The following is a 20,086-nucleotide window of genomic DNA, read 5'->3' as shown; positions in this document are numbered from 1 at the left end:
ATCAGAGTTCCCTGCCGCGATGGTTCATGCGACGGGCCAGACAATCCCCGACCGTGTTGAGCGAGTAAACTGTTAGAACGATGGCGACGATCGGTCCGAAGATCAGCACTGGAAAGCGGCTGAGCAGGTCGGTCGAGCTGGCGATCATCCCGCCCCAGCTCGGCGCCGGCGCCGGAATGCCGTAACCGAGAAAGCTCAGCGATCCCTCTGTGATGATCAACCCCGCCATCAGCGGCGGAACGATGGCCGTYAGCGGCGGAACGAGATTGGGCAGGATCTCGCGCAGCAGAAGCCGCATGTCCGATGCGCCCATGGCGCGTGCCGCCAGCACGTAATCACGGTCGTTCTGGGCAATCACGCCGCCTTTGGCGATGCGTGCATACGTTCCGATGTCGAGCAGGCCAAGCGCCAGCATCATCGTGAAAACCGAATTTCCGGTCACCGATATCAGCGCCAGGATGACGAGGATCGGCGGAAGCGACGCCATGGAATTGGCATAGAGATCGACGATCCGCTCGACCGGGCCGCGATAGAAACCGGCCAGCATCCCGAGGATCATGCCGATCACCAGCGAGATCAGCGTCGCGACCGAGACGATGGCGAGCGTCGTTCGCGCACCGTAGAGCACCCGGGACAGGATGCTGCGCCCGAGCGCATCGGTTCCGAACAGGCCGTTCAGGCTCCATTCCGGACCCTGCGAGAAATCGCCATAAGGAAAGCTTGCTCGAACGAGACCCGGAATGAACTCCACGAAAACCGAGGAGATGATCAGGACCGTCAGGAACACGAAGGCGAACCATTCCATCGGATGGCCGCTCGGCATGCGGAAACGCGCGGTCTTCGGCATCGCGGCATTCAACGTCTCCGCCAATGCGACCGCTTCGCCGGGCACGAGGTCCGTTTGTGTTGGTTGGAGGCGGCTCATGACACGTCCACCCGCGGATCGATAAGCGCGTAACCGAGATCGACCAGGATGAAGATGACGACGAAGATCACCACCGTCAGCGACAGGATGGCCTGCATGACGGGCAGGTCGTGGCTGCTCACCGCATTGAGAACGGTCCAGCCGATGCCGGGCACCGCGAAATAGCTCTCGACGATGAAGGAACCGCCGAGCAGATAGGTCATCGACAGGCCCATCACCGTCAGCACCTGGGGAGAGGCCGGGCGCAGCACGTGGCGCATCAGGATATAGCGTGTCGGCAGGCCCTTGGCCTTGGCAACGAGGACATAGTCCTCCTGGAGGACCGCGACGAATTCGCTGCGGCTCACCCTGTAGAAATAGGCTGCCTGGTGCACGCTGAGGCACATCACCGGCAAGGCGACATAGTAGAGATTGCCGATCGGATCGTCGCTGAAGGTAACCCAGCCGGTCGCCRGCAGCCAGCGCAGCACGATTGCAAAGACGAAACCGAGCAGAACCACGATGACGAAGGTCGGGATCGACAGCATGACCGAGGAGACTGCACGCAGCACCGTATCGACGATGCCGCCCGGCCGGCTGGCGGTGTACATGGCGAGCGGCACGCCGATCAGCAGCGAGACGAACATGGCAAGCAACGCAATCTCAAACGTCACCGCCGCCCGGTCGACCAGGAGTTTTGCCACGGACTGCTGGCTGAACATGGTCTGCCCGAGATCTCCGTGAAGAAGCCGTCCGAGCCAGCCGAGATAACGTTCCCAGACCGGCAGATCGTAACCGTAACGGCTGTTCAGCGCATCGATCTGGGCCTGCGTCGCGTTCTCTCCGAGGATCAGCTGCGCCGCCGACCCCGGCATCAGGCTCGACAGCGCCGTCGCCGAGAACGTCACCAGCAGGAAGACCGGAATGCCGGCCAGAAGCCGGACGCCGACCGCTTTCAGATAGGAGAGCTTGGCAATTCGCAACGATCGGACTCCGATTGTCAGGTGGAACATCCGATGCCGGGCTGGACCGGCATCCGGATTTCGCAAAACGAGACGGCAGAGCGGCCGGTCTCCGGGATCAGAGCGCCTTCCATCTGTCCTCGGCATCGAGCCAGCCGCTGTCCCGCTCCAGCGAGGATTTCTGCTCGGCGGGCGTCATGCCGCCCATGCTGTGCTCATCCGCGTAGCGCGTGCTGCGGTCCTTGAAGACATGCCGACCGTAATCCATCATGCCATACATCGATCCCTTCTCGAGATAGTGCATGGTCACCAAGTTGAAGCCGAGCGCCTCGATTTCTTCAAGCCGCACGAAGGGCACGCCATTGACGGTCGCGACATCGCCGAACATCTTCCAGCCGGGCAATTCCTTGGCCACCTTCCGGCATTCCTCCAGCGTGCGCAGGCCATGCACATAGGTCATTTCAGCGCCGAGCGCTGCGGCGCGCACGCAGCGTTCGATAGCGTCGTCCAACCCTTTTTCGAGCTTGGATTCGGTGCGCGCTATCACCACGCAATCGCTGCCTTGACAGGCTTCGATCGAGGCCTTGATCTTGGCGAGCCAGAGCTCCTGCGAGACGACCTCATGCGGCACGTTGCCATCGACCTTGCCGGCAAGGGTCGCTGCCTCCATGGCGCGGCCGAACCGCGCATAGCCGCGTTCATTGGGCGTATCCTCGATCAGGATCGCGCCGGCGCCGGCCTTGGCGAGACGATAGCAGGTGCGGAAGGTCTGGACGACATCGCCGAAGCCGTCATCGGCATCGATAACCAGCGGCAAAGGCGAGTAGTCGGCGATGCGGTCGGTCGCATAGACCAGTTCCTCCTGATTGTGCAGGCCAAGATCCGGCACGCCGGACATGCTGAATCCCAGCGACGCGCCGCTGAGCAGGATCGCCTCGAAGCCGGCCATTTCCGCCGCCTTTGCGGAGTAGCAATCCCAGACGCAGGGCGTGAACACCTGCTTGCGGGAAACCAGATCCCGAAACTTCACCTTCTCGCGATTGCCGATCATCGTCATCCACCTTTTCCGATCGCCCCGCGTCGCAGGGCTCATTCTGTCGTCTTAACGTCTCTGGCGTGTACGGTCGTCCAGCCCATCGACCGATCCTGCCTTGCCCGCCCGGATCTTCCGGGCGAGCCTGCGCGTCATGATCTGGAACCTGCTATTTCTGGCAGGCATCCGTGCAGACGTAGAGGAACTGCTTTTGCAGGATGCCGCCGTTCGAAGGAACGACGCCGCCGGTATTGTTGCGCAGCAGCAGCGAGCGCGTCTGTTCCCCGAAGATGTAGAGCGGCATCTCGGTTGCAACGAGCTTCTGAACCTTGCCATAGGCGGCTTTGACAGCGGCAGGGTCGAGGGTGGAGCTGGCTTCCTTCAATGCAGCATCCATCTCGGCGCTCTTGTACTGTCCCCAGTTGAAAGCACCGCCGGAGCTCAGCAGGTTGGAAATGTTCGGCTCGGCACCGTTCGACACCAGCACCCCGCCTTCGACGCAGATGTCGAAGTCGAGCTGCGTCTTGCACCGCTGGATCAGCGAAGCCTGGTCGACCTCAACGATCTCAGCCGAGGCACCTTCATAGCCGGTCAGCACCTGCTGAATGTAGGCGGCAAGACGCTTCAGGTCCGAGTTGGTATAGGTGACGATCTTGATCGAAAATGGCTTGCCGTCCGCCTTCAGGGCGTCGAACAGTTCCTGCGCCTTCTTCGGATCATAGGCGGGAAGAGATGAAGCGCTATCGAAATACGGCGAATTCTCTCCAAAGTAATTGCTGGGTGCCTTGTAGCCGGGCATCTGCGTGAAGGCCTGCATCAGCCGCGCGCGGTCGATGGCGGAATAGAAGGCCTCGCGGGCGCGAACATCCGTGAAGATACCCTTGGCCTGGTTGAGATAGGCGCGGTTGATGCCGCGGATCGGGATCTCGCGGGTCGCAACCCCCGGCGCCGTTGCGTTCGAGCCGAACTGATAGGGATAACCGGCCATCATCGTTGCGCCGCCCTGCACGACGGTGGCGATGCGGCTGTTGGTTTCGGGAATGATCGCGAACTTGATCGTATCCAGATAAGGGCGCGGCTGATCCCAATAACCGGGATTGCGGGCCATGGTCATTGATATGCCCTGGTTCCACTCGGTCAGCGTAAAGGCGCCGGCGCCCACCGGCTTGATGTCGGTCTTTTCCTTGGCGACCTTCAATGCTGCCGGCGAGGCGATGAAGGGGCACAGCTCGGCGACCTGGGCTGCGAAATTGGCGTTCGGGGAGGACAGCTTGATCGTCAGGGTTTGCGGATCGACGACGGTGATTGCCTTGTTCCATGAGGATATGAACGGCTGCGCCGGTGAAAGCGTGGCCGGATCGGCGGCGCGGTCCCAATTATATTTGACGGCTTCCGCATCATAGGGCGTCCCGTCGGTGAACTTCATGTCCTTGCGAAGCTTCAAGGTCCAGGTCACGGCGTCTGTGCTGGTCAGGCTTTCAGCCATGCCGCCGGTCACGACGCCCTTGTCGTTGACGTAGACGATGAAGCCGTAGACGGCGTCGAGCACATCCATCGGACCGCCGGGATAGGTGCCGGCGGTGATCGCCGGATCCCAGCTCTTGATGTCCGAACCGTTGATAATGGTCATCGTGCCGCCGCTCACGGGTTTTTCCGTCTGCGCGCCCGCGTGAGACGCGGCAAGCATCACGGGTGCGGCCGCCATCAGCGACAACAGCAAGGCGGCGGCGCCGCGCATGAACAGGCTCTGCAGCCTTCTGGAACGATTGTCTGACAACATCACTCTATCTCCTTTTTTTGAGTTCCCCTGGGGGAGTGATTGTGCGTCGTTGTTGTGCATGCGGTTGACATGATGGCCCGGCAGCTTTCAGCGCTGCTCGTCATGGCTCAGTCGTTATGATCCTCCGTCCAGCGCCGGACCGTCGGATGATGAAGCCCGAATTGATCCAGCGCACGCCCCACGGTCTGGTCGACCATTTCGGCGATTGATTTCGGCAGGGTGTAAAAACTCGGCACCGGCGGCATGATGACGGCGCCGTTGCGTGTTGCCTGGTCCATCAGCGCGATATGGCCCGCATGCAACGGCGTTTCCCGCACCATCAGCACCAGCCGGCGGCGTTCCTTCAGGCAGACATCGGCGGCGCGCACGATCAGATCGTCCGCATAACAATGCGCGATCCCGCTCAGCGTCTTGATCGAGCATGGCGCAACCAGCATGCCGTCGCACCGGAAGGAGCCGGAGGCGATCGAGGCGCCGATATCCCCGTGGCTGTAGACCCGGTCGGCGAGGCCACGGATTTCGTCCGCGGTCTTTCCCGTCCCTTCGGCCAGTGCCGTGCGGATCGCCGCGGGCGATATGACGAGATGCGTCTCGACATCGTCGAAATCCCGCAGCATCTCCAGCGCACGCAGTCCGTAGATTGCACCGGAAGCCCCTGATATGCCGATGATCAATCGCCTCAAATCAGCATCTCCGGCTTGACGCGCAATAGCAGCTGGCGCATCCGTTCGTAGGAATCCGGCGGCGGAAGCGCCTTGTCGAACCCTTCCTTCCGATCGCCCGCCTTCATCGTGGCGTCGTAACCGACCTTGGCGATCACGCCGCCGTCCTCCTGAGGCTCGGACCGGTCTGCCGGAAGATCCGTGACGATGAGAATGTCGCGCGCCGCGCGCATGCGCGTCATCTTGGCCAATTCGACGGCATCGATATCCCAGGGGTCGACATCGCTATCGACGATGGTGACGTTCTTGACGATGCTGACCGCACCCCAGCAGATCGACATGATGCGGCGTGCCTGTCCCGGGCGGGGCGCATCGATCTGCACGACCACGTTGTTCCGTCCGCTGCCTGATGCGGTGACGGCAACCTCGCCGACATTGAGAACGGATCGCCGGATGACGGCCTTGAGGCCGGCAGCGATCGGCACTGCGCCGAGATAAAGGTGCTCCATATGGTAACCGGGCTCGATCACCTGCAACATCGCGTCGGAGCGGCAGGTCATGCATCCAAAGCTGGCGCGCATGCCGGAGCCGTAATCCTCGTACATGCCGTGATATTCCGAGACCAGTCCTTCGAGGATCGGCTCGTCGCTATGTATATGACCTTCGAGCACGATCTCCGCCTCTGCAGGCACGGCAAGATCGATCGACTTGCAGCGGACAAGCCGCACCGGCTCGCCGAGCAGCGATCCGGCGCAGTGCATTTCATCGTCACCAAGCCCCAGATAGAAGCAGGCGGCAAGCTGAATGGCTGGATGCGCGCCGAGGACGACGGCGAAGGGCAGCGGCTCGCCTTTGGCGCCCGCCTTGCGGGCCATGATGGCGAGATGATGGTTCGGTGCAATCCCGATCATCGCCTCGTTCGGACCAAGCACCTTGATGCGGGCATAGGACGCGTTGCCCAAGCCCGTTTCAGGGTCGCGCGCCACGATCAGACCCGCGGTAATGTAAGGACCGGTCTCCTTGGAAAAGAATGTCGGGACTGGAAGCCGGGTCAGGATGTCGTCCTGGAAGAGCTGTTGCTGTACCGGCGCATCGTCCACGAAGACAGGCGGCATGGGAGAGGCGATCGAGGACAGCAGCTTTTCCTGGATCTCGCTTTTCGCGACGTCAAGCGCCAGGGCGACACGATCGAGATCCGACAGGATGTTGCCGAAGATCGGCATGTCGTGACCCTTGATGCGGTCGAGCCGCACCGCCGCCTTTTCATCGACGATGGAAAGGATGGCCGACACGTCGTGGATCGGGTCGATCTCCTCCGAAATCACCAGCAGCTGACCGCGTCGGTCGAGTTCCTGAAGAATGCCTCGACAGGATTGATCGCTTTCGCTGCCGCGCATTGCGGCGCTGGCCGTCTTGGATGTCATGGCCGCGTCTTCAAGCGGATCAGGGCGATCATTCATCCGGCAATCCTGTGAAAGTCATTTTCGAGCTGTTTGATGCGGCAAGTATCAGCCGCAGGCCGGAGGCTGGGTAGCTCGAAAATCATGAATTGGAGGATAGGAAAATCAGAATGCTCCGCGCATGATCCCGATCCGACGCGACATGCGTTAGATCACGCCTGTTGGCCGAAGACGGCAACGAGTGACTGGATCATCGTCCGTTCCGCCTCGGACAGCGTCCTTTCGCCGGAGAAAATCACCGAGAGGTTTCCGGCGATGACGTCTTCCGTAATCGACGCCGCGGTGAGGCGTCCGCTGCCGATGTCCTGCTGGACCGAGGACACCGGCAGGACCGTGCAGACCGGCAAGCGGCGGACCATGGCGATGGCCAATGGCAGAGAACCGACGTCCATGATGGGCTCGACACGCAGATGCCGCGCGCTGGCGGCTGCCATGAACGCCTGATGGATACTGAGATGCTTGATTCCGAGAACCAGCGGAAATCCGCAAACTTCGGCCAGTGGAATTTCCGTTCGGCCGGCAAGGTTCAAGGCCGGATTGGCAACGACCGAGAGGCGCTCGCTCGGTCCGAGATGGATCCGGGTCATCTGCGTCTGGACGACGCCGACAATGGCCAGATTGAGCTCTCCCGCGCGCACCTGGTCGTGAAGCGCAGCGTTGGAACCTTCGACGATCCTCAGCCGGTATTCGGGATGGCCGAGGCGGGTTGCCGTCAGCGCCTGCGCCACCTTGTCCGTCATGACGCTATCATGCCCCGAACTCGGCAGCATGCCGATTGAGATGGTCGCTTGAGTGTGGGCGGCAATATCCTGACTGGCCTTTAGAAGGCTGTCGATGCGCTCTTCGATCTCCAAGGTGAACGGAAGCAATGCCTTGGCGGCCTTCGTGCTCTCGGCACCGTTGCGCCGCCGTTCGAACAGGGGTTGCCCGACAACCGCCTCGATCTTCTGAATCTGGGTCGAAACGGAGGGTTGGGTGACATGCGCCGCGCGCGCCGCCGCCGAAATGCCTCCGCTGAGATGCGCAAGGTTGAAGTAGTGCAATTGACGTGCCGTCAACTGCGGCCGGAAGACGATATTGGCCTCCGTTGCCTCCAGATTTTTCTTGAGGCTACAAAGCAGGGCGGACACGACCTCCTGGTCCGGCCCGTTTGCGCGCACGCCCAAGGTGCTCGACAACGGCGGATCGAGGGGCTCCAGATGCAGGCGCGCAAGTCCGAGCCGGTCGGCGACCATACTGCGGGGCATCAGGAACCGCATCTGCGGAAACTCGTTGAGCAGCCGATGAAGATCTGCCGGCTCCTCATCCATCAGGATCATGCGGTCGCGGATGCCATGCTCGTCCGCATATCGGGTGACGGCATCGCGAAGTGCCTGACGCATTTTCAAAACGACAAATTTCTGATTGGGGGAGCGAAGATCAACCGCGGCCTCCGCCGTTCCGACGGAAACCCAGACCTCATCGTAAAAGGGCGTCATCGCAGGCAGGTTCGCAGATGGCACGCCTGTGATATAGCCGACTTCGATTTCCATCGAACCCGCGTTGCCCGGGATTTCCGCAGCCTCCTCGTCAACAAGGGATTTTCCTCGCCCGTCTGCAAACATCACGTCGATCAGCAGGTCGGGCCGCTCGCGTTCCATATCTTCGACAGTACGTCCGATCGCCTTCGAAAACCGGCCGATGGAGAAACTGAGATCGAGACGAATATCGATGCGAAGGGGGGCCGTGTCCCCGTTCCGCATCCGACGCACGAACCTTTCGCGATGAAGGATGGCCGTTGCCTGCTGAAACAGCCAGAAGGCTGCCGGTAAAGGACTGAGGTGACCGCTTTTCCGAATGAAGAGCTTGAGTTGAAGTTCATTTTCCAAAGTACGCAGACTTGATGTCAGCGCCGAAGGAGCAATCCCAAGCTCGCGCGCGGTCTCCGCCAGCGTCGGGCTCTGACAGGCCAGCACGAAATGGGCCAGTTGCTGGATTTCGATGCGCGGCGGATTTGTAATCACTGCGGGTCTATATCGGATTTGCTCAAGGGGCTTACCCGACTATGGCACACAAAGCGTTATATCGCACGAATATCAGCGCCGGCCCATTGCTTCCCCTTCGTCCACCGAACCGACATGGTCGGCCTCGGACTTTGGTCGGCGCAGCACTGGTGATCGAATGCCTGGACGGGCCAAGAGCGTCGAAACAGGGAGCCCGTATGCTGAGGGTGATCAGTCCTCCTTTAGAAAAATCGAGGATCTTCCGTTCCGATCATTCGCGATTGCCCGGACCAAAAGACGTCAGCCGGCGATCAAAGCGGCTTCATACACCATCGTCGCGGCGGCAAGATCAGCCAACGCCGTTCCGACTGCCTTGTAGAGAGTGATCTCATCGTTGGACGTCCGCGCTGGAACATCCCGGCGGCACAGCTCGTCAAGTGTCGCACGCACCGCATCTGTAGAAATGATGCCGGCTCTGATCGGCTGAACCAGATCGCCCGCTTCGTGAAGGGCTTCGTGCGTGTCGATATAGAGCGAGGAGCGGCGAAGCGCCTCGTCATCCGCTTCGCGCATCGCCGGGGTGAAGCCGCCGATCAGGTCGACGTGGGTGCCCGGCCGCAGCCATTCGCCGCGGATAAGCGGTGCTGTCGCCAGCGTCGCTGCGCTGACGATATCGGCTTGCCGCGCCGCGGCTTCCAGGTCCGTGACCGCAGCGGCCTGGAGCCCCTGTTGCCGGAGGCTCTGCGCCAGCCGTTCGGCGCTGGCGGGATCGATATCCCAGATATCGACATGCGCGATCGGCCGGACGGCGCGATAGGCATCAGGTATGAGGCTCGCGACGCGGCCAGCGCCGATCACCAGCAGACGGCGAGCGTCCTTTCGGGCAAGATAGTCCGCAGCAAGGGCCGATGCCGCTACCGTCCGGCGCGTCGTGATCGTGTTTCCGTCAAGTAGCGCAAGCTGCATCCCGGTCCGACCATCATAGAGCATATAAGTCGAGGTCAAACCGGGAATGCCGCGCACCGTGTTGCCGGGAAAGACGGTGACGATCTTGATGCCAAGGTAGCGCTCCGACCGGTGCGTTTCATGCCAGGCCGGCATCAGAAGCAGCGTCGCATCCAGCTCGCCGCTATTGGTTATCGTGTGGTGATGCCGTACCGGCACGACACAGCCTTCAGCAAATGCTTGCCGCAGGGTCGCGACCAGCGCGCCGAACGGTAGGAGCTCGCCCGTTGTCCGGGCATCGAGAATACGGATTTGTGTGTCGGTCATTGAAGCGATCTCTCAGGAAGTTCTAACTGCGGGATAAGGCGAGTTCTGTGTGATTGAACGAGAGCCGCGTCGCCGCCGCGCGGCGCACCAGCTTTTCAACCGGCGTCGGCCTTTTGGGCACCTCGCTGCAATCGGAATGCGGAGCACTGAACACCGCTCAGCCAAACGCCGCTTTCTTCTCCAGAATTCTGGCGTATTGCGTCAGCGGATAGCACAGGGCGAAGAAGATCACCGCGACGAGACCGTAGACCTTGAAAGGTTCGAAGGTCGCGTTGTTGATGGCGTTTGCGGTTTTCAGCAGTTCGTCGAAGCCGAGGATCGAGGCCAGTGCGGTGCTCTTGATCAACTGGACCAAGAACCCGACGGTCGGCGCGCGCGTGATCCGGAAAGCCTGCGGCAGGATGACAAGGCGAAGTTCGAGGAGACGATGCAAGCCCAGGCTGGCTGCGGCGTCCCATTGCCCGCGCGGCACCGCCTCGACGCCGCTCCGCCAGATTTCCGCAAGATAAGCGCTGGCATAGAACGTCAGGCCGCAGACGGCCGCGGTCCATGACTCGATCCGAAAACCGAGCATCGGCAGGCCGAAGAACATCAGAAAGAGCTGCATGAGGAGCGGCGTCCCCTGAAACAGGGCAATGTAGCCGGACGCGAAGCTGCGCGGCCAGCGCGTTTTCGATATCCGTGCAGACAGGATCGCCAGGCCAACGATGGCGCCGCCGGCAAAGGCTGCGAGCGAAAGCACAAGGGTCCAGCGTGTCGCGAAGACAAGATTGCGCAGAATGTCCCAGAAGGTGAACTCAATCATGCCAGACCGGCTCCCAGAAAACGGCGTTTCCCGGCGACAAGGAGCCGGCGAAGTGCGGCGGACATCGAAAGGTAGATCAACGTTGCCACCAGATAGGTCTCGAAGGAGCGGAAGGTGCGCGACTGAAGCAGATCGGCCTCCTGCGCCAGCTCGCGGACGGATATTTGCGAAACCACCGCCGATTCCAGCATCATGATGATGATCTGGCTCGTCAGCGCCGGAAAAATGATGGCGATCGCTTGCGGCAGGATGATCTTGAAGAACACCAGCCGAGGCCTCAGGCCGAGTGCCTGCGCCGCCTCCTTCTGGCCTCTCGGTATGGCATCGAGCCCGGCCCCGACCACCTCGATCGTGTAGGCCGCCATGTTGAGGGTCATGGCAAGGACGGCGGCGGTGACCGGATCGAGGCGAATGCCGAGGCTAGGCAAGCCAAAGAAGATGAAGAACAGCTGCACCAGGAACGGCGTATTGCGCATGATTTCCACATAGAGGCCGACGACCTTGCGCAACCACGGATAAGGTCCCCGGCGCGCGGCCGCGCCGAGAATGCTGAGAACGATCCCGAGGACCGATGTGGAGGCCGTCAGGGCAAGCGTCGTGCCCGCGCCATAAGCCAGAGCTCCCATTCCGTCCCAAAGCCAATTGAAATCGAGGCTGTATCTCATCGCATGTCCTTTGGAGCCGGATGATCTGGGCCGGATCGCCCCGGAAATCTGGATCCGCCTCTCAAGCAAAGAATTGGAGCATGATGCCACCGGAATCGCTTACAGTTTTCGGCATCATGCTCTGGTGAGTGGGAGGCCGTCCTCGTCAGTCCTTCAGGTTTTCCGGGTTGAGCGGCGCTTTCAGCCAGCTCTTCGAGCCTGCGTCGAGCGAACCATCGGCGATCATTGCGGCGACGCTGTCATTGACAGCCTTCTTCAGGCCTTCCTCGCCCTTGCGGAGCGCGATGTGCGAGGGGGAGCTGAGGAGCTGGAACTTCTGCTCCGGCTTCAAGGCTTCCTGTCGTGCCAGAACCTGCGCACCGACATCGTTGCCGACGACCATCAACTGGGTCTGGCCGGATATGAAGGCCTGGATGACCGAATTGTAGTTCTCGAAGCGCTGGATCGCGGCCGAGCCGGGGGCGGCGGCCGTCAGCGACGTGTCTTCGAGCGTCCCACGATTGACGGCAATTGTCTTGTCGGCAAGGTCTTCCTTGCCGCTCACCTTCAGCGCCGTCGGACCGATGACGGCGATATAGTAGGGGGCGTACGGGGCTGCATAATCGATAACCTCGGCGCGCTCCTTCGAATAGCCGACGCTCATCAGCAGGTCGACGCGGTCGTCGTTCAGGTAGGCGATCCTGTTCTGGCCAGTAACGCTGACGAGATTGAGTTTCACGCCGAGCCTGTCGGCGATCTTCTGGGCGACGTCGACGTCATAGCCCTTGATGCTCATATCGGCGCTTGCCGAAGAGAAGGGCGGGAAATCGGAGAAGATGCCGATGTTGATCTCGCCTGCGGCTTTGATATCGGCAAGTTCGTCGGCCTGTGCGGCCCCTGCCAGGATGCCGAACACGGCAATTGCCGCAGTAGCGGTGAAGCGTAATTTCATAAGAGCAGTCATGTCGTTCCCCTTTTTGAGACGTGTTGTGCGACAGGTGATGGATGGCAGCGGGCACGAGGCACGCTGCCGTTGTGGAGCTTGTTCTCAGGTCAGCTTTGTCCTGACCGCGGGACTGAACATCGCGAGGCACAGGAGTTCGAACAGGACCTGCGCGGCGATCTGCGCGGTGTTGGTGGTGTTGTCGTATTGCGGCGCGATTTCCACGACGTCGCCGCCGACGAAGTTGATGCCCTTGAAGCCGCGCAGCAGGGTCAGAGCCTCCCTCGGCTGAAGCCCGCCGACTTCTGGCGTGCCGGTTCCCGGAGCGAAGGCCGGATCGAGGCTGTCCACGTCGAAACTGAGATAGGTCGGACCGGCGCCGACGACCTCCAGAGCCTTTGCGATCACCGCCTTGAGGCCCATCTCCGCCACCTCTTCCGCGTGAATGACGGTCATGCCGGAGGCAAAGGAGAACTCCCAGAGATATTCGCCGCCGCCGCGGATGCCGATCTGGATCGTACGCTTCGGATCGAGCACGCCCGCCAGAACCGCCTCGCGGAAGGGCGCGCCGTGATGGAACTTGGAGCCCTCATAGGGACCAGCGGTGTCGCAATGAGCGTCGATGTGGATCATGCCGACCGGCTGGCTGGCCGCCAGGCCCTTGAGGATGGCGCCGGAGATCGAATGGTCGCCGCCGACCGACAGCGGGATAACCCCGGTTGCCGCGATCATCCGGTAGCAGGCCTCGATGTCGGCATGGCATTCGGCGAGGCCGAACCGGCTGCGCATCGGCACGTCGCCGACATCGGCGACCTTTAGCCCTCCCATCGGCGCGACACGCAGAACATGCTCGTAGGGACCGATACGCTCGATCGCCCGGACGGCCCGCGGCCCCAGCCGCGCGCCGGCGCGATTGGTAACGCCGAGGTCCATCGGCACGCCGATCAGAGCCACGTCAAGCGCCTCAAGCACCTCGGGCCGCAAGCCGTTCTCGATGAAACGGGCATCCAGAAAGGTCGCAGGATCGGCGAAGGGCCATTTGCGGCTGTCGCCGTCCTTGAATACGCTCGCCGCCACGGCGCGGAAGTGTGGATCTTCCATCTCCCCGCCTGCAGCGCTGCCGAAGCGCTTTCTCAAGTCTTCCAGAAAATCCCGGTCAATGGTCAAGGCAGGCTCCCACGGTATTGATGCTGCCATCATCATCGGCGCCGCCCACTTCTCTTGGAACCGCGAAAATTCGAGAGGGGATATAACGATTATTGATAGCTTGGATCCGTCGAGGCTCCGCGATGCGGGTAGTGCGTCCATCGGTGCATTCAGAAAACTTTATAACCCTGCGAGAATTTTCCCACTACCGCGGTTGGCAACCTCCAAGCAGTCTCCGATGCGAACGGTCCGGCAGAGGGCCGACAGCAAAGGGAACCTACCATGTTGCACGATATGACACGCCGCCGCTTCCTCGGATCCGCCGCCGCCGTGGGGATTGCCGGCACGATGACCGGGTTTGCAAGATCCGCCGCAGCCGGCAGCGGCAATCTCACCGCCGTCGAATGGGGCGGCGATGTCGTCGAAGCGATGAAGCAGATTGCCGCCGACCAGAATGCCGCGACATTCAACTGGGTTCTTCACCAGGGCGGCGCGGGCGCGATCCTGCCGAAGATCAAGGCCGTCTGGCCGAATGTCGACTACGACTATGTCGCCGGCTGGGAAGGCTCGTTCAACAGCATGGTGAAGGAGGATTGGCTCGAGACCATCAATCCTGCCGATGTTCCCAACCTCGCGAATATTCCCGAGAAAATCATCATTCGTGACGGCAAGGGCAATATCAAGGCGGTCCCGCGCGCAGTTGGCGGCGTGTATTTCGGTGCCCGAACCGACACGGCTCCGATCGCCGTGAAGACCATCGATGATCTGCTGAGCCCCGATCTCAAGGGCGCGATCTGCTGGCCAGGCCCGACACAGAGCATGATGCTCCAGATTGTCGCGCTCGCCCTTCACGCCGGCGGCAGTGAAACGAATATGGAGCCCGGGTGGAAGCTCATGACGGAATTGGCGAAATCCGGCAATATCGGCCGCGTTGCCGTCACCGATATCGATTTCACCAATTCGCTGACGTCGGGCGAGACCTCCGTCGGCTTCTTCGCCGAGCCCGGCTGGGCAGCCGTGGCGAAGAACTTCCCGGTTACGCGCTTCACCAAGGACAGCAACTTCAAGGCCTTTCTCTACCAGAGCGGTTTCGGCGTCCTGAAGAATAGGCCAAACACCAAGGCAACGCTCGATTTCGTCAACTTCGCGATCAGCCCGGACATGAACTCGCTCTACGCCAAGGTGGCTGGCGAAGCGCCGTTGAACAGCAAGGCGGTCACACCCGACAATCTCAAGCATCTGTCCTTCACGTCGGACGAGTTTTCGAGCTTCGTCTATGTGCCGGACTACAATGCCGTTCTCGAACAGCAGGATGCCTGGTCCAAGCGCTGGGAGCAGGATATCGCCCCGTTGCTCTAAGACACCCCGCGGTAGGTTGTCGTAGGCGCGGGCTTCGACAACCTCCCTTTCTCATGGCCCGCAAGGGCGAGGAAAAGGCTGTTCCACCATGACCAAGGTAAGGCGGCAACCCGTTGCCATTTCAATTCCGGATCGCCGAGATGCGGCCCTGACGCTCGGGCCAGCCCTGCTGGTGTTCGCATTCGGTTTTCTGTCACCGCTCATCAACCTGGCAATCGAAAGCTTGAAGGAGTTTACGCCGGGACGCGTAGGCTCCGTGGAAAATGCCGCGGCAACGGTTCAAAACTATTACGAGCTTGCAAACCAGGCGTTTGCAAGCGTCCTGCTGACGACCTTCTGGATCGGCGGAGTTGCCGCGATCATCGGCCAGCTTGTGGCATTCCCGCTGGCCTATTTCATCGTGCGGCGGATCTCGCCGCGGATGCGCACACTCACCCTCGGCTTCTTGATTACGCTTGTTCTTTCCAGCGTCCTGATCAAGACGTACGCGATCGAACTGACCTTCGGATCGGTCGGCATCTTCCGACCTTTCCTCTTGACATTGGGCCTTTCGCCCAACAGCCGCGAATATATCAATATCGTCGTTATTGCCGGTCTGGTTCACTCGATCATACCGGTCGCAACGCTAACGTTGATTGGCGCGATGCAATCGATCGATCCGCGTCTGCTCGATGCAGCCCAGTCGCTCGGCGCGCCGGGATGGAAAGCCCATCTGTCGATCACGCTTCCCCTGAGCTTCCCGGCTCTGATCTCGAGCACGCTTGTCTCACTGACTTTCGCGATCAGCGCCTTCGTCATTCCCATGGTGCTCGGGAGGGGCCGGGTGCTTTTCATGTCGAACGTCATCTACACCCGGTTCAGCGATATCGCCAACTACCCGAGCGGCGCGGCGATCTCGCTCGTCATGCTTGCCGCGGCCCTGGCGGTCGTCGCTGTCATAACGTTTGCGCAGGCGCGGAGGGTTTTCCGATGAGCATGCAGTCTCTTGCAGCGAGAAGCGGAGACCGGATCGCCGGTTCCCTTGCCTACGGTGTCATCGGCCTTGGATTGGCGTTCCTCGCCATCCCGTTGGTGATAACATGCGTCATGGCTTTCGACGCCAGGACCTACCTCGGCCCGATGCCGCCACCTGCCTTGTCGCTTCACTGGTTCGAACGGCTCGTCTCCCAGGCGGATATCCTTGCCAGCCTGCGTACCAGCCTCATCTTGGCGGTACTCACGACGGTTCTGTCTGTCACGATTGGAACTGCGGCGGCTGTCGGTCTTGCCCGGGGCAATTTTCCAGGAAAGGCAGCGCTGACTTCGGCCTTTCTCTCGCCACTCATCGTCCCGCCGGTCGTGATTGGATTCGGCCTGCTGCTTTTCCTTTCCAAGGCCGGCATCACAAATGGTATGGCGCGCCTGCTCCTCGGCCACGTGATCGTGACATTGCCCTATTGCATAAGGACCAGTCTCGCCAGCCTTCTCGGCAGCGACCAACGATTGACGGAAGCCGCAATGGTTCTCGGCGCCACCGAGCGCCAGGCCTTCTGGACCATTACCCTGCCGCTCATGCGGACGGGCGTCGTCACCGGCGCGATCTTCGCCTTCGCAATTTCGATGGATGACGTATCGATCAGTCTGTTTCTGAGCGATCCGTCCGCAACGACCTTGCCTGTTACGCTGGTCAGCAACATGCGCGCGGCTTTCGATCTGACGATCGCTGCAGCGGCCGTGGTCCTGATTGCCGTCACCGCGTTGCTGATCGTTGTGCTGGACCRTGTCGTCGGCTTCGACACTGTCGTCGGTCAGGGTTTGTTTCGTTCATGAGGACAATGCGATGATTTCTGCCGTGGAATTTCAAGGGGTCAGCAAGCGCTTCGGCGAAACGGTCGCCCTCGGTAATATCTCCTTCTCGGTGAACCCAGGTGAAACAATCGCACTGCTTGGGCCGAGTGGCTGCGGCAAGACCACCATTCTTCGGCTCATTGCCGGATTCGAGCGGCCCGACAAAGGCTCGATCTTGATCGACGGCCAGCCGATGGCCGGGTTGAAACCCTATGAGCGCAATGTCGGGCTGCTGTTCCAGCACTACGCTCTTTTCCCGCATATGACCGTCGAACAGAACATCGGCTACGGACTTCGCCATCGCAACCATCCGCCGGCGCAAATACCACGCCGTATTGCCGAGATGCTTGAGCTCGTCCGGCTCGTCGGTTTCGGACAGCGGCGGCCGCACCAGTTGAGCGGCGGCCAGCAGCAGCGTGTTGCGCTTGCGCGGGCGCTCGCCACCCATCCAAGCCTCCTTCTTCTGGATGAGCCCCTGTCGGCTCTCGACGCCAAACTTCGGCATGAGCTGCGCACCGAATTGAAGGATGTGCTCGCCGCGGTCGGCTCGACCGCCATCGTGGTAACCCACGACCAGGAGGAGGCGATGAGCCTGGGAGAGCGCATATTCGTGATGAACCGTGGAGCAATCATGCAATCCGGCAGGCCGGACGATGTGTATTGGCGTCCAGACTCGCGTTTCGTCGCGGATTTCATGGGTCGGACGAATTGGATCCATGGCTCGATTTCGACCGCGGGCGGAACGGCCCGGAAATTTCGCTCCGAATCCGGCTGGGAGTTTCCGGTCGCCTCCACGGCAAGCCTTTCAGGTGCCGCCGAGATTTGCGTGAGGCCGGAAAGCGTCGAGATATCGTCCGGCGCTCCGGCGACCGGAGCCATGGCCGGACGTGTTGCCGACGTCGTGACACTCGGTGCCTTCAGGCATGTCGTTCTGGACCTTGCCAGTGGCGACCGCATAATCTCGGCTTGCCCGAACCGTCCAGACATAGCTTTCACTCGCGGACAGGAGATCAGCGTTTCCATTCCCCCCGAGGCATGCGTTCTCTTTGCGCGATAAGCTGGCATTGATGTGGCGCAGCCTGCACTGTGCCCGGGCTAAGGGTCACCAGTTGCCGGAAGGACATGGTTCGTCCAATATCCACCTACGGGCAGAGAGGCCCTCGGCTCTCGAGCGCCACAAAGTACGGAATGCGGCTTCTGATGCTTGATCTTGATTCCTATCTGCTTCGTGCATTTCTGACCGTCGCGGAGATCGGCACCGTCAATGGAGCAGCCGTCAAGCTGAACAGAACGCAGGCGGCCGTGAGCATGCAGATCCGCAAGCTGGAGGAGCTTGTCGGCGTTACGCTGTTTTCGCGTTCGTCAAAGGGCCTCGAACTCACGAGCCATGGGCAGATCATGCTGGCTTATGCCCGCGAAATGGTCGCCCTCAGCGACGAGGTCGGGAAAAGGCTGACAGGCAAGATGATCGAGGACCGCATTCGCCTCGGCGTCGTTGAGGACTTCGCAGCCGGCCACCTGATCGACATTCTTAGTGCCTTCAGAGCCCAGAACCCGAAGGTCGAGATCGACATCATCGTCGAGCCGAATCGCCGCCTCGCCAGCCTGTTTGAAGACAGGAAGCTCGATCTCGTGGTTTGCGACATCACCTGCCTCGCGCGAAAACCGACCCTGATCTGGACCGAATATTTAATGTGGACGGTCAGATCCGACTTTGTGGCGGATACGGAAAAACCGCTTCCCATCATCATGTTCGAGGAGGAGTGTCCCTGGACGCTCCCGACGATTGCGGCTCTGTCCCAGCGAAACATCAAGTGGAAGACGGCGTGCGTCGCATCGACGCTGGTCGCCATGGCGACCGCGGTTCGCGTCGGTATCGGTGTCGCGCCAATGATGCTGAATACGAAACCGGAGGGCTGCCGGACGCTTGACCGATCGGCGGATCTGCCCGGTCCGGTGCGCATCGAGATCGGTCTGTATGCTCAATCCGAGACGGCCGAAGGTGCGCGCTATCTTGTGGACTTCATTTCGCGGCATACGGCCATATTGTCCAGCTAGAGCATGATGCCGAAGTGTGATCGGTTTTCGACGACATCCTGTTCTAGGAGCGTTCAGCTTCCATTATATCGGGTCAATTTAATTCCCTCTACCGGAGTGGCGAGCGAAGCTCCACAATGATCCATGAAGGGTCGACGGCCCAATCTCAAGCATTCATGGAAGTCTGCGAATACGATGATGGGGCAAGCCAAAGTTGACGAAACTCTCCTCGCAGATGCGGCCTATCTGCCCGGCCAGGTCGCAAACCTGACGAGGGGAGCGAGCGTGACTGCGCAGACCAACGAAATACTGGAGCGCATCAATGACATGCTGCTGCGCGAAGGTACCGACAAGTCAGAGATCATTCTCGCCAACATCTGGCTCAGGGACCTTGCCTCATTCGAAGAAATGAACAGAGCCTGGGATGCTTGGATGCCGGATAGCGGAACGCCGCGGCGGGCGACGTTTGAGGACAAGAATCTCCCGCCGATGTGCGCCATCCGTATTGACGTAGCCGCGTCGCGAAAGAGTGGGGCCGGACAAATTTGAGCCGCCTGCGTTCGTCATCTTCATAGCCTTGTCAGCGAAGCCGGAGCGGAATTCCGCACTCTCGGCATCATGCGCTAAGGCCGGATGACGCAGACATTGGCCTCATAGGCGCAGGGATCGTCCTGCACCGCGATATCGATGACTTTCGCCTTCGGTGCCAGTTGCTCAGGCCGTGCTGTGGGATAGAAGCCATAGCCGTCGCCGCCGACATAGGTTCCGCCATCGGCCTGATAGACGTAAGAAGAGCCGGCATAGGTGCCGCCACCACCACCCTGCGCCTGGGGTACGACGACGATGAGATTGTTGCGGGCGAAGCGATTGGTCGCCGGCGATGAAAACTGTTTCAGGAACGGCATCCGTTCTTTGCGGTTCCGATATCGATAGGCGTTGTCGGAACGGATGCCGCGATCGCGCCAGCCGATACGTTCGCCGAGGAGTAATCCGCCGTGGAAAGCGTGACGATGGCCGGGAAAGCGATGATCGCTGCGGCGGTCGCCGGCTTCGGCGGGAAGTGCAGCAAACGCGGACAGGGCAAGCAGGGCGACTGCGGACAGACTTCGAAACATGGGTGGCCGGCCTCCGGAATTCCGATCCCTAACAAATCGTTAACGCCAGATTGCGCCAAAAGCCGAAGCTTGTCCATTCGGGCCGGAGAATCAGCGCAAAATTTGAGCGGAAAGGGCCAGTTTTGTTAGCCCGCAAACTTCCCGGTAACGCGAAT

General features: G+C 60.9%; 19 protein-coding genes. 6 read left to right on the top strand and 13 right to left on the bottom strand.

What is annotated here, in order from left to right:
- Nucleotide 1: 1 nt before the first annotated feature.
- From AC1ECN_RS04040 to speB, 12 genes are all read right to left on the bottom strand, one after another.
- A complete protein-coding gene (locus AC1ECN_RS04040) occupies nt 2-925 on the bottom strand; it encodes an ABC transporter permease (protein WP_075225490.1) in 924 nt (307 codons plus the stop codon).
- Entirely contained in the window at nt 922-1,917 is a 996-nt protein-coding gene (locus tag AC1ECN_RS04035; protein WP_477952251.1) for an ABC transporter permease, read from the bottom strand. The genes AC1ECN_RS04040 and AC1ECN_RS04035 overlap by 4 nt, the downstream gene beginning before the upstream one ends.
- A gap of 67 nt (nt 1,918-1,984) precedes the next feature.
- Nucleotides 1,985-2,923, bottom strand: a complete 939-nt coding sequence (locus tag AC1ECN_RS04030) for an isocitrate lyase/PEP mutase family protein (protein WP_024320377.1) — start codon at nt 2,921-2,923, stop codon at nt 1,985-1,987.
- A 145-nt stretch (nt 2,924-3,068) separates the two neighbouring features.
- Complete coding sequence (locus tag AC1ECN_RS04025) at nt 3,069-4,679, bottom strand: ABC transporter substrate-binding protein (protein ID WP_075225488.1); 1,611 nt, start codon at nt 4,677-4,679, stop codon at nt 3,069-3,071.
- Nucleotides 4,680-4,786: 107 nt separating this feature from the next.
- Entirely contained in the window at nt 4,787-5,362 is a 576-nt protein-coding gene (locus AC1ECN_RS04020; RefSeq protein WP_012759297.1) for a UbiX family flavin prenyltransferase, read from the bottom strand.
- Nucleotides 5,359-6,801, bottom strand: coding sequence for a UbiD family decarboxylase (locus AC1ECN_RS04015; protein ID WP_075225487.1), 1,443 nt, complete (start codon nt 6,799-6,801; stop codon nt 5,359-5,361). The genes AC1ECN_RS04020 and AC1ECN_RS04015 overlap by 4 nt, the downstream gene beginning before the upstream one ends.
- A gap of 152 nt (nt 6,802-6,953) precedes the next feature.
- A complete protein-coding gene (locus AC1ECN_RS04010; RefSeq protein WP_130673219.1) occupies nt 6,954-8,804 on the bottom strand; it encodes a LysR family transcriptional regulator in 1,851 nt (616 codons plus the stop codon).
- A 279-nt stretch (nt 8,805-9,083) separates the two neighbouring features.
- Nucleotides 9,084-10,055 (bottom strand): bifunctional Delta(1)-pyrroline-2-carboxylate/Delta(1)-piperideine-2-carboxylate reductase, encoded by a 972-nt coding sequence (gene lhpI / locus AC1ECN_RS04005; RefSeq protein ID WP_018069084.1) that lies wholly within the window; start codon nt 10,053-10,055, stop codon nt 9,084-9,086.
- A 157-nt stretch (nt 10,056-10,212) separates the two neighbouring features.
- Entirely contained in the window at nt 10,213-10,860 is a 648-nt protein-coding gene (locus AC1ECN_RS04000) for an amino acid ABC transporter permease (RefSeq protein ID WP_018069083.1), read from the bottom strand.
- On the bottom strand, nt 10,857-11,525 hold the full coding sequence (locus tag AC1ECN_RS03995) for an amino acid ABC transporter permease (protein WP_018069082.1): 669 nt from the start codon (nt 11,523-11,525) through the stop codon (nt 10,857-10,859). The genes AC1ECN_RS04000 and AC1ECN_RS03995 overlap by 4 nt, the downstream gene beginning before the upstream one ends.
- Before the next feature lie 145 nt (nt 11,526-11,670).
- Entirely contained in the window at nt 11,671-12,468 is a 798-nt protein-coding gene (locus tag AC1ECN_RS03990) for a transporter substrate-binding domain-containing protein (protein ID WP_018069081.1), read from the bottom strand.
- An 84-nt stretch (nt 12,469-12,552) separates the two neighbouring features.
- Nucleotides 12,553-13,614 carry an agmatinase gene (speB, locus tag AC1ECN_RS03985; RefSeq protein WP_027689405.1) on the bottom strand — a complete coding sequence of 354 codons (1,062 nt, stop codon included), beginning with the start codon at nt 13,612-13,614 and terminating at the stop codon, nt 12,553-12,555.
- Between the two features lie 261 nt (nt 13,615-13,875).
- Here speB and AC1ECN_RS03980 point away from each other — a divergent pair, with 261 nt between their 5' ends.
- From AC1ECN_RS03980 to AC1ECN_RS03955, 6 genes are all read left to right on the top strand, one after another.
- Nucleotides 13,876-14,952 carry an ABC transporter substrate-binding protein gene (locus AC1ECN_RS03980; protein ID WP_130673218.1) on the top strand — a complete coding sequence of 359 codons (1,077 nt, stop codon included), beginning with the start codon at nt 13,876-13,878 and terminating at the stop codon, nt 14,950-14,952.
- Nucleotides 14,953-15,040: 88 nt separating this feature from the next.
- The gene (locus AC1ECN_RS03975; protein ID WP_024320368.1) at nt 15,041-15,925 is read left to right on the top strand and encodes an ABC transporter permease; all 885 of its coding nucleotides are present in this window, start codon (nt 15,041-15,043) and stop codon (nt 15,923-15,925) included.
- The gene (locus AC1ECN_RS03970) at nt 15,922-16,761 is read left to right on the top strand and encodes an ABC transporter permease (RefSeq protein WP_477952245.1); all 840 of its coding nucleotides are present in this window, start codon (nt 15,922-15,924) and stop codon (nt 16,759-16,761) included. Before AC1ECN_RS03975 ends, AC1ECN_RS03970 begins: the two co-directional genes overlap by 4 nt.
- 10 nt (nt 16,762-16,771) lie before the next feature.
- Nucleotides 16,772-17,836: an ABC transporter ATP-binding protein gene (locus tag AC1ECN_RS03965; protein WP_130673217.1), complete on the top strand. Its 1,065-nt coding sequence runs from the start codon at nt 16,772-16,774 to the stop codon at nt 17,834-17,836.
- Between the two features lie 131 nt (nt 17,837-17,967).
- On the top strand, nt 17,968-18,837 hold the full coding sequence (locus AC1ECN_RS03960) for a LysR family transcriptional regulator (protein ID WP_178385473.1): 870 nt from the start codon (nt 17,968-17,970) through the stop codon (nt 18,835-18,837).
- 174 nt (nt 18,838-19,011) lie between these two features.
- A complete protein-coding gene (locus AC1ECN_RS03955) occupies nt 19,012-19,365 on the top strand; it encodes a RidA family protein (RefSeq protein ID WP_012759284.1) in 354 nt (117 codons plus the stop codon).
- Between the two features lie 74 nt (nt 19,366-19,439).
- Here the strand turns inward: AC1ECN_RS03955 and AC1ECN_RS03950 are convergent, their stop codons facing one another.
- Nucleotides 19,440-19,931 carry a hypothetical protein gene (locus AC1ECN_RS03950; protein ID WP_075225483.1) on the bottom strand — a complete coding sequence of 164 codons (492 nt, stop codon included), beginning with the start codon at nt 19,929-19,931 and terminating at the stop codon, nt 19,440-19,442.
- Nucleotides 19,932-20,086 lie beyond the last annotated feature (155 nt).

The organism is Rhizobium sp. 01N447_2, from assembly GCF_056399245.1.
This window is presented reverse-complemented; position numbering and strand designations above follow the sequence as displayed.